The sequence below is a fragment of the Vibrio tarriae genome, from assembly GCF_002216685.1.
Lineage (GTDB): Bacteria > Pseudomonadota > Gammaproteobacteria > Enterobacterales > Vibrionaceae > Vibrio > Vibrio tarriae.
Window position 1 is genome coordinate 744,141 of the sequence record NZ_CP022353.1, and the last position, 12,580, is coordinate 756,720.

Genomic DNA, 12,580 nt, shown 5'->3' on the forward strand with positions numbered 1-12,580 from the left:
GTCATGTCCCGTTATTGTTCAGAGTGTGGTAAAGCGCGTAAAGCGTGCTTGTGTCCGTCCATTGTCGCGCTGGAAAGTGCGGTTGAGCTTATCATTCTTCAACACCCAACGGAACAAAAGCGCCCACTGGGTACCGCGCGCATTCTCAGCTTGTCATTGGCCAATTGTCGGCTGTTAGTGGGTGAAGATTTTCGTGAGCATGACGAACTAAACCAACTGCTGGCAGAGCCGGATGTGGACCACTATGTGCTTTATCCGAATGAACACGCGCAAGAGTGCACAAAGATAAGCCTCACGACAGCGCGCAAAACGCGGGTGATTTTGCTCGATGGGACGTGGAAAAAAGCCTACAAGATGTGGCAAATCAACACTCAACTGCATGACTTACCGAGCCTACATTTGCCGGGCGAGTGTGTTGGACATTACCGAATTCGTAAAGCGCCGGATGATACCGCGCTTTCGACTGTGGAGGCGGGGTATCATCTGCTCCAAAAATGGCAACCTGAGCGTGACTTTTCACCACTGCTCAAGGTGTTTGATGCCATGATTCAATATCAGATCGATCAGATGCCAGAAGGCGTTTTCGAGCGAAATTACCGTCAGTAATGACTCTGTGCCGAGAAGAGCTGCTGATGTAGTCGCTGCGCGTACGCATCCGTCATTGCGGCAATGTAATCACAGATCACGCGCATGCCTTCGTCTTGCGCTTGGGCTTTGCGCCACTTTTCGCCGGTGGCTTGTGGCAGTAGTCGCTCAGGGTCAGCGCTTAACGCTTCAAACAAATCCATAATCAGTTGCTGGCCTTTGTATTCAAAGCGTTGTACCTGCGGAATTTGAATCACGTATTGGCTTACAAAGTGTTTGAGCACTTCAAGTGCATTGCCCATGTGCGGCTCGATATAAGCATTGAAAGCCAACAGTTCATTATGGAAAGGCGCTTCAACTGGCTTCACGCTGATACTGGTTAAAAGCGCATTCACTATGCCGCCAATCGCATCTTTGCGCACATAGTGTTTGCCAGAAAACAGCATCTCACTCAGCTCGGCAATATGCTCTTCAAACCAAGGATCGCCGCACTCGGCAAGCTGCGCTGCTGCGGCTTCTTGCCACTGCGCGCGGGTTACCATGCCCAGCACAATCGCATCTTCCAGATCATGCACGCCGTAAGCGATGTCATCCGCCAGTTCCATGATCGAGCAATCGAGCGATTTAAAGCGAGTTTTACGGTGCTCTTTGGGGGAGCTTGGTTCTGCGCGCATTTGCCCCAGCAATTCACGATCACTTTCACACAACGGCTCCAGCACCCAGTCTAAACTCGCGAGATCACAATCGTAGATGCCTTTTGCGGGCGACCAGTCTTTAGCTTTCAGTTGGCGTTGGTGGGCGACCGCAGGCGGTGGTGTTGCAGCGCGCGTGGTACTCAGCAGCGCAGGGTATTTCAAAAGCCCTAGTAACGTACGGCGCGACAGGTTCATACCGTGATGTTCAGTGTAAGGCTCTAAACTGGTGACGATCCGGAAAGTCTGCGCATTGCCCTCAAAGCCACCGTGATCGCGCATCATATAATTGAGGGCAATTTCACCGCCATGCCCGTAAGGAGGATGGCCGATATCGTGCGCAAGGCAGAGAGAATCAATCAAGCTGTCAGAGGGTAAGAGCTCACGAAACTCCGGCTGTTTGAGTTTAATTTGCGCGACGATGCCGGTACCAATTTGCGCCGCTTCCAGTGAATGAGTGAGGCGAGTGCGATGAAAGTCATTCAGGCTTGTGCCGTGGACTTGAGTTTTGGCTTGCAAGCGCCGAAAAGCCGCTGAATGGAGGATACGTGCGCGATCGCGCTGAAATGGGCTGCGATGATCGTTGCGGCGAATTTTGTGCTCATCGTTGTTACGAGCTAACCACTCAGGGTTTAGGGATACTTGCATCGCGTGACTCCATGCACGAACTTTCTTTTACTTACAACACGTTAACTCTCGAACGCTTAACTTACTGTGGCTTAACTGATTTCGTCCAGCGTTAATTCAAAACTCGGGGCAAAGGTTTGTAGGAAATAGTCCATCTCTTCGCTGTGCCGTTCACGTAACGTCACATCAAGGCGTTTTTTCGCTTGAGCGTATTCATGGTTACCTGCGCTGAGTTCTTCCAAACATTTCAAATAGGCGCAAATCGCATCGGCTTGTTTAACGATGGCGCTTTCATCGGGATCGGCCGCATTGGAGATAAGAAACGGGCGAAAATCGTCGCGCAGTTCCTCTGGGAGCATGTCCAACAAACGTAGCTCGGCCGCCGCTTCGATTTTTTTGTACTCTTTAGCGATCTCGGGATTGAAATATTTGATGGGCGTGGGCAAATCACCGGTCAGCACTTCGCTGGTATCGTGATACATGGCGAGAATAGCAATGCGCTCAGGGTTGAGCGTTCCGCCAAATTTTTTGTTTTTGATCACCGCCAGCGCGTGAGCGACAAAGGCGACTTGCAGGCTGTGTTCAGAAATATTTTCACTGGAGATGGAACGCATTAATGGCCAGCGCTGAATCAGTTTCATGCGCGCGAGGTGGGCGAAAAAATGGCTCTCTTGCATAGCACTCTCACTTCCTTGCTGATGGATTGGCTTTTCAGCGGCAGATGGCGCTGAAAAGAAAATAAAAAAACAGGCTCTCTTCAGTGTATCGAAAGAGAGCCTGTTTCGCCTACCTACAATCGCAAGTCATTTTGCGACTTGCTGCCAATCTACTATTGGCTGTAAGTCGTGATAAAGCGTTCAAAGCGACTGATGGCGATTTCCAAATCTTCCACATGCGGCAGCGTCACAATGCGGAAGTGATCCGGTTTTGGCCAGTTAAAACCACTGCCTTGTACCAGTAGCACTTTTTCTTGCACTAGGAAATCGAGCACCATTTTCTGATCATCTTTGATCGGATACATCTTGGTATCAATTTTCGGGAACAGGTACATCGCGCCTTTCGGTTTCACGCAAGAAATGCCTGGGATCTGGTTAATCAGTTCCCATGCGCGATCACGTTGCTCAAGCAGTCGGCCGCCCGGCAGAATCAGCTCATTGATACTTTGGTAGCCGCCAAGTGCGGTTTGAATGGCGTGCTGCATCGGCACGTTAGCACACAAACGCATGGAGGAAAGCATATCCAGACCAGCGATATAACCTTGTGCGAGTTGTTTAGGGCCAGTCAGGAACATCCAGCCACCACGGAAACCACACACACGATAAGCTTTGGACAAACCGTTGAAGGTTGCCACTAACACATCATCCGCCAAAGTGGCGATTGAGGTATGCACGGCGCCGTCGTACAGCACTTTGTCGTAAATCTCATCAGCGAAAATGATCAACTTGTGCTTACGGGCAATTTCTACAATTTCCAGCAAGAAATCGCGGCTGTACACCGCACCCGTTGGGTTATTGGGGTTGATCAGCACAATGCCACGGGTTTTTGGAGTGATTTTGCTGCGAATATCGTCGAGATCGGGATACCAATCGGCTTCTTCATCACAGATGTAGTGCACGGCTTTGCCACCAGAAAGTGCTACCGCGGCTGTCCACAGTGGGTAATCAGGAGCGGGCACCAGCATTTCATCGCTATTGTTGAGGAGAGCTTGCATCGCCATCACGATAAGCTCTGATGCACCGTTCCCGATGTACACATCTTCGACGTCCAGACTGCGGATACCTTTTTTCTGGTAGTACTGCACCACCGCTTTACGAGCGGAATAAATGCCTTTCGAGTCACAGTAACCTTGTGAAGTGGGTAGGTTACGGATCACATCGACTAGGATCTCGTCTGGGGCGTCGAAACCAAACGGGGCAGGGTTACCGATGTTAAGCTTCAGTATTTTATGCCCTTCTTCTTCCATGCGTTTAGCATGTTTAAGCACTGGTCCTCGAATGTCATAGCAGACATTATCGAGTTTTGACGACATCCCGATATTTTGCATTGTAATATTCCTGAAAATAATCTGTTTTCTTGATCAAACTACACTAACTTGCCATTTTTTAGAATAAAAATCTAAGACAACCTGGTTTTAAAATCAGAAGACATGTTGCCTCGATCACTTGCCGAAGTAAAAGATACCCCATAACCTTGATTTCATAAGGCTCTCTCAATAGAGTAGCCGCAGTTTACCGAATCTCTCCCCGTACGAGGTCGCTTTGTTGCATTTTTATCAGGCCGTTGCTCAATTGATGGAGCACATCCGTGGCGCGAAGGATCATGATGTTCGTTTTACTCAGCCGTTGGCCGATAAGCCTCCCTTTGCGCTGATTGACTGGCTTGATGCCCAACCGATTTTCCCCAAATTTTACTGGCAATCGCGTGATACTCGTGAAGAAGTGGTCGCGCTCGGTCAGGTGTACACGTTTACCGATCCTGCTCCGGCGTATGCGATTTTAGGCGATGAGCAGCGAGTATGGGGTGGACGCTCCTTTGATGGGCATACCGCCAAAAATCCGCGTTGCATGTCTTCCTTCTTCTTTCTACCACAGATTGAACTGATTCGACGGGATGAACAATGGTTACTCGCGGTCAATATCAACAATGAGCCGCAGCGCACGCTGACCGCACTGCAAAAACTGCTGGTGGAAGTGCCCACTTTGCGTTCGATGACAGCGCACGTCACTAGTGTCGAACACACGCCAACGGCGGCTAACTGGCATGATTTGGTGGGAAAAGCGCTGGCGGGGATCACCGAACAACAGTTTAAAAAAGTGGTGTTAGCGCGTAAAACAACGCTGACGTTGGATGCACCGCTCAGTGCGGCGCAACTGCTCAAAGCTAGCCATGCCCAAAATCACCACAGCTTTCACTTTCTTTTGGCTCTCGATTCTCGCCACAGCTTTATGGGGTCAACCCCAGAGCGGCTCTACCTACGCCATGGGCAGAATCTGGAAACCGAAGCTTTAGCGGGCACGATTGGCCGGGGAGCTAATGCGACGCAAGATATGGAACTGGCTCACTGGCTGACGCATGACAGTAAAAACCTCAATGAAAATCAGTTGGTGGTAGAGGACATTATCGAAAGCCTCGCGCCACACGCCGAGCAGATCCATACCCAGCGAGAAGCGCAACTGGTGCGATTGCGTAAAGTGCAGCATCTGAAAAAACGCATTGATGCGCAGCTTAAATCTGGGGTCAATGGCGTGCAGTTACTGGGCGCATTACAACCTACCGCCGCGGTTGCGGGTTTACCTCGTCAAGCGGCACTGGCTTTCATCGCGGAAAATGAGCCTTTTGCACGCGGCTGGTACGCAGGCTCCATGGGTTACTTTAGCCATGCGCAAGCCGAGTTTTGTGTGGCGATCCGCAGTGCTTTAGTGGTGGATAAACAAGTTCAGCTCTATGCAGGCGCTGGCATTGTGCCGGGCTCGACTGCTGAGCATGAATGGCAGGAGCTGGATAAAAAGCTCTCTACCTTATTGAGCTTGATAACCGACCGCTTACCGCTGGGAGTGGCATCATGAACCACGATCAAGCTTTATTGAACCGCCTTTGGTCGCGAGTGTTACTCGAAGAGTTAAGCCGTTTGGGAGTGACACAAGTGTGTGTGGCTCCGGGCTCTCGTTCAACCCCGTTGACGCTTGAGGCTAATGCGAATACGGCTTTCACGTTACATACTCACTATGACGAGCGCGGCTTAGGGTTTATGGCGCTTGGTTTAGCGAAAGCCAGCCAACAGCCTGTTGCGGTGATTGTAACTTCGGGCACTGCAGTGGCGAACTTATTACCAGCCATTGCTGAATCCAAACTCACCGGTGAACGTTTAGTGGTACTTACGGCGGATCGTCCGCTTGAGCTAGTGGGGTGTGGTGCCAATCAAGCCATTGTGCAATCGGGGATTTTTTCATCTCATGTCACGGCATCGCTGGAACTGCCTAGTCCTGCCATCCATCATCCACTTTCTTGGCTACTCACGTCGATTGATGAAGTGATGGCGGGTCAAACCCTACTCGGTGGAAGCGTACACATCAATTGCCCATTTCCTGAGCCCTTGTATTCGGCTGGGGATGAGGCAATTTATCAACCCTATTTACAACCAGTTCAGCGTTGGCGTGAGCAAGCTCGGCCGTATACCCAAGTTCACCAAGGATTAGTGCAGAGTGTGCCTGCAGCAATCGATGGCTTGCTGACTAAAGGGGTGGTGATAGTTGGCTCGCTGAGCTTGCAAGAGGCTCAAGCGGCAAAGCGTTTTGCCAAAGCGATGGGCTGGCCGCTACTGTGCGATCCGCAATCGGGCATCAGTAGCCAATGGGCACATTTTGATCTCTGGCTGCAGCATCCCAAAGCACGTGAACAGCTCAATCAAGCTCAATGTGTGGTTCAATTTGGCTCGCGGATTGTCTCCAAACGTCTGTTGCAGTGGTTAGAAGCGTGGTGCGCCACGGGTCTTGGCGAGTATCATTACATTGCGCCGCACAGCGCACGCAATAACCCTTGGCACGCCATGCAGCAGCAGTGGGTGTGTGAGATTACCCTCTGGGTAGACGCTGTACTCAGCAAACGCATAGCGGGTCAACATACCCAGCAAGGTTGGGCCGATGAGTTAACCCATTATGCGCAGTCGGTTCGCCAACTGGCGCAACTGCATTTCTCCTCTTCTTCCCTGAGTGAAGTCGCACTGGCGTTAGATTTGACTGAGCGCGCTACGCAAGCGGATCTGTTTTTGGGCAACAGCCTGATTGTGCGTTTGGTGGATATGTTCAGCGCGCTTGATGGGCGTGAAGTGTTCTCCAATCGGGGCGCATCTGGCATTGATGGCTTAGTCGCCACAGCGTCAGGGGTGCAACGTGCGCGGCAAAAGCCATTACTGATGCTGCTGGGAGATACCTCGCTACTGTACGATCTCAACTCGCTCGCGTTGATGCGCAATCCTGCGCAGCCGACCGTGATAGTGGTGACCAATAACGACGGCGGAGCGATTTTCGATCTCCTGCCTGTGCCGAGTGAGCAGCGCGAAGCGCTCTATCAAATGCCGCATGGAATGGACTTTGCCCATGCCGCCTCACAATTTGGTTTAGGGTATTGCGCGGCGCAAACCTTAGAGCACTACCAAACCTTGGTGGAAGAGCATTTTGCACACGGTGCAGGTACTTTGCTTATCGAGGTGAAAACCCCGCCGCAGCAAGCCTCCATGCACATCAAACAATTGACGTCGCAACTCCATGCTCTCTAGTCAACTGCACTTTGCCAAGCCCACTGCGCGAACACCCTTGGTGGTGTTGGTGCACGGTTTGCTCGGCAGTGGTGCGGATTGGCAACCAGTTCTCTCTCATTTAGCGCGCACTCAGTGTGCAGTATTGACGCTGGATCTTCCCGGTCACGGCGCAAATCCAGAACGGCATTGTGATGAGTTTGCCGAAGCGGTCGAAATGATCGAGCAAACCGTACAAGCCCATGTTACTCCTGAGGTGCCAGTCATTTTGGTTGGCTATTCGCTCGGCGGGCGATTCATCATGAATGGATTAGTGCAGGGGGCTTTTTCGCGTCTTAATCTGCGAGGGGCGATCATCGAAGGTGGTCACTTCGGGCTGCAAGAAAATGCGGAAAAAGCAGCGCGTTGGCAACATGATCAGCAGTGGGCGCAGCGCTTTAGTCAGCAACCGATTGAGCATGTGTTGAGCGATTGGTATCAACAAGCGGTATTTAGTTCACTAAATCATGAGCAAAGACAAACTTTGATTGCGCAGCGTAGTGCTAATCTTGGTACATCAGTAGCACATATGTTACTGGCAACAAGTCTGGCTAAGCAGCCCTATTTATTGCCAGCGCTGCAGGCTCTTAAGCTCCCCATCCATTACGTGTGTGGTGAGCAAGACAGTAAATTTCAGCAACTCGCCGAGAGTAGCGGGTTAAGTTACAGTCAGGTTGCGCAGGCGGGACACAATGTCCACCACGAACAGCCGCAAGCGTTTGCCAAGATTGTACAAGCGATGATCCACTCAATAATCGATTGAGTGATAACGACAATGGAAACCACCATGGCTAAAACTACAGGCATTTCTGAGCAAGAACTCTACGCACCAGTGATTTGGCAAGACTGCACCGGTGACTATCAAGATATCCACTACCACAAATCCGACGATGGGATTGCCAAAATCACCATCGCCAGACCACAAGTACGCAATGCGTTTCGTCCATTGACCGTCAAAGAGATGATCCATGCACTGGCGGATGCGCGTTATGACGACAAAGTGGGTGTGATTATCCTGACCGGTCTAGGTGAAGATGCGTTCTGCTCCGGTGGCGATCAGAAAATCCGTGGTGACTACGGCGGTTACCGCGATGATTCCGGTACTCACCACCTGAACGTGCTCGATTTCCAACGCCAGATCCGGACTTGTCCAAAGCCGGTGATTGCGGCGGTGGCTGGCTGGGCGGTAGGCGGCGGTCATGTGCTGCACATGATGTGTGACCTGACCATCGCAGCAGAAAATGCGCAATTTGGTCAAACGGGCCCGAAAGTGGGCTCATTCGATGGCGGCTGGGGTGCTTCTTACATGGCGCGTATTGTCGGCCAGAAGAAAGCGCGCGAAATCTGGTTCCTGTGCCGTTTCTACAATGCCCAAGAAGCCTTGGATATGGGACTGGTGAACACGGTTGTGCCAGTGGAAGAGCTGGAAAGAGAAACCGTGCGCTGGTGTCGCGAAGTGCTGCAACACAGCCCGATGGCGATTCGCTGCCTAAAAGCCGCGCTCAATGCGGACTGTGATGGTCAAGCGGGTCTGCAAGAGCTGGCTGGCAACGCGACCATGCTGTTCTACATGACTGAAGAAGGGCAAGAAGGCCGTAACGCGTTTAATGAAAAACGCCGTCCGGACTTTAACAAGTTCCCACGTAACCCATAATGCTTTTCAGAGCGGCGTCCTGCCGCTCTTTCTCTTTGAACATAAACGTCGGTTTATGTGAATGTATTGGATATAGGAAGAGATCCACATGCGCCATGCAACCCTCTATCGCTACCAACTGCCGATGGATAGCGGTGTCATCCTTCGCAATGAGAAACTGACTCAGCGTGAAGGTTTTATTGTCGAACTGACCGAAAACGGCCGTACTGCACGCGGCGAGATTGCACCGCTGCCCGGTTTTAGCCGTGAAACGCTGGAAGACGCCGGCGAACAAACACAAGCGCTGCTTGAGCGGTGGGTTAAAGGTCACGCTATCGAGTGGGATGTACAGCACCCTTCGGTCGCTTTTGGTCTTTCGACGGCGCACTACGAGCTAGAACAAGCGCTGCCCGCACAAGGCAATTACTATGTTGCGCCGCTATGCACGGGCGATCCGGATGAGCTGCTGCCGGTATTGAACAATTTGCCGGGGCAGAAAGTCGCTAAGGTTAAAGTTGGGCTGTATGAGCCGATTCGGGATGGCATGCTGGTCAACCTGTTCTTGGAATCCATGCCGGATTTGACCCTGCGTTTGGATGCCAACCGCGCATGGACTCCCGCCAAAGCGCTCAAGTTCGCTCAATACGTTGCGCCGTCTTTACGCAGCCGAATTGCGTTTTTGGAAGAGCCGTGCCAGTCGCCAAGTGAAAGCATCGCATTTTCGATTGATACCGGGATTGCGATTGCATGGGACGAAACCTTACAAGAAGCGGTTCGCGATGCTGATTTCAAATTGGATGACTTGCTAGGCGTCAAAACCATTGTCATCAAACCAACCCTAATTGGCTCGGTGTATCGTGTGGAGGCTTTGATTGAGAAAGCCAAAGCACTTGGACTACAAGCGTTGATCAGCTCTAGCTTAGAATCGAGCTTAGGCTTGAACCAGTTAGCGCGTTTGGCGCATAAACTGCTGCCTAATGAAGTACCGGGACTGGATACGATGGGATTATTCCGTGCTCAGCTCGAAACGCCGTGGCCAAATTGTTCACTGCCTGTGGTTGCCCTGCAAGAGCAGCAAATCGTATGGCGCTCGGAATCTTCTCTGTGAGCCTTTGGCAGCCTTGGCTTGAGCGTGACCCCAATCAGGTCGCGCTGCTCCATTCTGATCAAACGCTGACTTGGCAAGCATTAGATAGCCAAGTGGCGCACTACGCTAAAGCGCTGCGTGAGCAAGGGGTTCGGTCGGGGGAAGTGGTGACGCTGGTGGGAAAAAATCACCTGCCCACTGTGCTGTGGTTTTGGGCCTGTACTCAAGTGGGCGCGCTGTGCGCCTTTCTTGCGCCACAACCTTTAGCTCGTTTGCAAGACAAGCTCGCCACGCTTTATGCGGCACAAAGCCCGAAGCATCTCTGGTTAGCGCCATCTTGCGCGCTGAGTGAAGAAGAGATTACGGAGCTTAATGCCCATCTTCTGAGCTTGCCCGATGTGTGGGATGAATCCGTTGGTGGTGAGAAAGTCTCTAGCCAGTTTTCTTGTGAACATCTGGCGACGTTAATATTTACTTCAGGTTCGACGGGGACACCTAAAGCGGTGGCACACACTCATCAGCAACATTTGGTTTCGGCGCGCGGTTTACTGAACAAGTTTGTTTTTACCGAATCAGACAGTTGGTTACTCAGTTTGCCGCTGTATCATATCTCTGGTGTGGCTATTCTCTATCGCTGGCTTGCTGTCGGAGCCACACTCAAGATCGGCACTGGCGATCTGCAAAGCGATATTGCTGGCGTCACTCATGCTTCATTGGTGCCTACTCAGCTTAAACGTCTGTTGGACGGTCGCTCTCGATTGACACTCAAACGTGTTCTGCTCGGCGGCAGCCATATCCCTGTTGAACTCGCTCAAATGGCGGCAACGCGCGGTATTGATACTTGGCTCGGCTATGGCATGACCGAAGCCGCCTCCACCGTGACGGCAAAGCGGGTCGATGGACTTGCAGGTAATGGTGAGCTTTTGGAGCATCGTGAGCTGCGCCTTGTTGATGGGCGGATTTTCATTGCTGGGAAGACGTTGGCACAAGGCTATTATCAGCAAGGGCAGCTAGTGCCGCTCACTAATGAGCAGGGTTGGTTTGACAGCAAAGATCTCGGTCGCTGGCAGGGCAATAACCTGTTGATTGATGGCCGAGCGGATAATCTTTTTATCTCTGGCGGTGAAAATGTTCACTGTGAAGAAATAGAAGCGGTGTTAAACCAGCACCCTCATGTGCAAGTGGCGATCGTAATACCCGTTCAAGATAGTGAGTTTGGTGCGCGACCCGTCGCCGTGATTCGTAGTGAGGCCGAGTGGTGTAAAGCCATCGGTGATACTTGGTGCCAAGCTAAACTCGAAAAATTCAAATGGCCTATCATGTACTGTTTACTCCCCGATGCTTTGCTGGATGGGGGAATTAAAGTCTCTCGTGCGGCGGTGAAAGCGTGGTTGGCCGCCAACCAAACGCAGTTCACTCCGCTATAAGATTAAACCTATCCGCTGCTGGTTGAGTTTATGGTCGTGGGCGAGTCGTCAACCGTAAGTACGCCAATCCGATCACAAGGCCAATCAGCGTCGCGCTCATTCCAAACAAGGTGGCACCAGAAAGCGTGATCACAAAAGTGAGTAGCGCAGGCTCGCGGTGCTCATCGATTTTAAACGCGCTCTGCAAACACATCATCAATGTACCGAGCAGCGCTAAACCGGCGAGCATGGCTGAAATAGGTTTGGGTAGCGCGAGGAAGAGATTGACGACAAGGGCAGCAAAAATCCCTGCCAATAAATAAAATCCTCCAGCCCAAAGTACCGCACGGTAGCGTTGTGCTTTGTCTTGATCGACATCCTCATTCATACAGATGGCGGCAGAAATGGCAGCTAAGTTGACGCTAAAGCCGCCAAAAGGCGCACTCATCAGGGTCGCTAATCCCGTGCCCACCAAAATCGGTTTGATTGGTGCGTCATACTGATAGCTTTTGAGCATCGCAATACCCGGTAAATTTTGTGAAAGCATAGTGATGAGGTAGAGCGGCAGGGCAAGGTTGAGTATGGCGAGCCAATCAAACTCCGGCATTACCCAGATTGGCGTGGCGATCCGCAGCGCCAGATCCGCATGCTGAAAGCTTCCCAAGGCGAGAGCACTGCCAAGACTGACCAGCAAGAGCACCAACATGGTGTATCGAGGAACAAAGTGCTTGGCCAGTAAGTAGCTAGTAAATAAAAGTGCAAAGAGTGCGGGAGTATCGGTCAGTGGGGTGAAGGCTTTGGCACAAAAGGGCAGCAAAATAGCACCAAGCATAGCCGTACCTAGAGGAACTGGGATTTTACTCAGGGCGCGTGTCAAAGGCGCGAGCATGCCCGTCAAAGTAAACAGTGCGCCAGAGAACATAAACGCGCCAATCACCACGGGTAATGAATATTGTCCCGCCGATGCCGCCAGCATGACTGCCGCAGGTGTTGACCACGCCGTGACAATTGGCGTTTTGTAAAACCAAGAGTAGAGGATTGACGTTAGCCCCATCACCACGCCTAGAGTCAGCAACCAACTTTCGATTTGAGCTGGATTGGCACCTGAGGCTGTGGCGGCTTGGATCACGATCACTACCGAACTGGTGTATCCCACCAAAACCGTGGTAAATCCCGCAGAGAGGTGACTAAGATTGAAGAATCCTTTCATCATGATTTCCTTTTCAGGTAAAGTCGTCGTGCGTAATAGCGCACGTT

11 protein-coding genes are annotated in these 12,580 nt (G+C 51.6%); 7 read left to right on the forward strand and 4 right to left on the reverse strand.

The features are described from left to right. The first annotated feature begins 3 nt into the window (after positions 1-3). Complete coding sequence (locus CEQ48_RS09080) at positions 4-606, forward strand: tRNA-uridine aminocarboxypropyltransferase (protein WP_089071013.1); 603 nt, start codon at positions 4-6, stop codon at positions 604-606. On the opposite strand, the gene CEQ48_RS09085 is transcribed toward CEQ48_RS09080, so the two are convergent. The 3 genes from CEQ48_RS09085 to CEQ48_RS09095 form a co-directional block, all read right to left on the reverse strand. After that, a complete protein-coding gene (locus CEQ48_RS09085; protein ID WP_089071014.1) occupies positions 600-1,925 on the reverse strand; it encodes an anti-phage deoxyguanosine triphosphatase in 1,326 nt (441 codons plus the stop codon). The genes CEQ48_RS09080 and CEQ48_RS09085 overlap by 7 nt on opposite strands. A 71-nt stretch (positions 1,926-1,996) precedes the next feature. Further along, positions 1,997-2,581 (reverse strand): 5'-deoxynucleotidase, encoded by a 585-nt coding sequence (gene yfbR, locus CEQ48_RS09090; RefSeq protein ID WP_089071015.1) that lies wholly within the window; start codon positions 2,579-2,581, stop codon positions 1,997-1,999. Between the two features lie 152 nt (positions 2,582-2,733). Beyond that, a complete protein-coding gene (locus CEQ48_RS09095) occupies positions 2,734-3,948 on the reverse strand; it encodes a pyridoxal phosphate-dependent aminotransferase (protein WP_089071016.1) in 1,215 nt (404 codons plus the stop codon). Between the two features lie 214 nt (positions 3,949-4,162). On the opposite strand from CEQ48_RS09095, the gene CEQ48_RS09100 reads away from it, so the two are divergent. The 6 genes from CEQ48_RS09100 (at position 4,163) to menE (ending at position 11,344) form a co-directional block, all read left to right on the forward strand. Beyond that, the gene (locus tag CEQ48_RS09100; protein ID WP_089071017.1) at positions 4,163-5,470 is read left to right on the forward strand and encodes an isochorismate synthase; all 1,308 of its coding nucleotides are present in this window, start codon (positions 4,163-4,165) and stop codon (positions 5,468-5,470) included. Next, entirely contained in the window at positions 5,467-7,179 is a 1,713-nt protein-coding gene (gene menD, locus CEQ48_RS09105) for a 2-succinyl-5-enolpyruvyl-6-hydroxy-3-cyclohexene-1-carboxylic-acid synthase (RefSeq protein ID WP_089071018.1), read from the forward strand. The genes CEQ48_RS09100 and menD overlap by 4 nt, the downstream gene beginning before the upstream one ends. Beyond that, on the forward strand, positions 7,169-7,960 hold the full coding sequence (menH, locus tag CEQ48_RS09110; RefSeq protein ID WP_089071019.1) for a 2-succinyl-6-hydroxy-2,4-cyclohexadiene-1-carboxylate synthase: 792 nt from the start codon (positions 7,169-7,171) through the stop codon (positions 7,958-7,960). Before menD ends, menH begins: the two co-directional genes overlap by 11 nt. Before the next feature lie 24 nt (positions 7,961-7,984). Then, on the forward strand, positions 7,985-8,851 hold the full coding sequence (gene menB / locus CEQ48_RS09115; protein ID WP_001918720.1) for a 1,4-dihydroxy-2-naphthoyl-CoA synthase: 867 nt from the start codon (positions 7,985-7,987) through the stop codon (positions 8,849-8,851). Positions 8,852-8,939: 88 nt separating this feature from the next. After that, positions 8,940-9,938: an o-succinylbenzoate synthase gene (gene menC, locus CEQ48_RS09120; protein ID WP_089071020.1), complete on the forward strand. Its 999-nt coding sequence runs from the start codon at positions 8,940-8,942 to the stop codon at positions 9,936-9,938. After that, entirely contained in the window at positions 9,914-11,344 is a 1,431-nt protein-coding gene (gene menE, locus CEQ48_RS09125) for an o-succinylbenzoate--CoA ligase (protein ID WP_089071021.1), read from the forward strand. Before menC ends, menE begins: the two co-directional genes overlap by 25 nt. 28 nt (positions 11,345-11,372) lie before the next feature. On the opposite strand, the gene CEQ48_RS09130 is transcribed toward menE, so the two are convergent. Then, positions 11,373-12,533, reverse strand: coding sequence for a benzoate/H(+) symporter BenE family transporter (locus CEQ48_RS09130; RefSeq protein ID WP_181714694.1), 1,161 nt, complete (start codon positions 12,531-12,533; stop codon positions 11,373-11,375). Positions 12,534-12,580 lie beyond the last annotated feature (47 nt).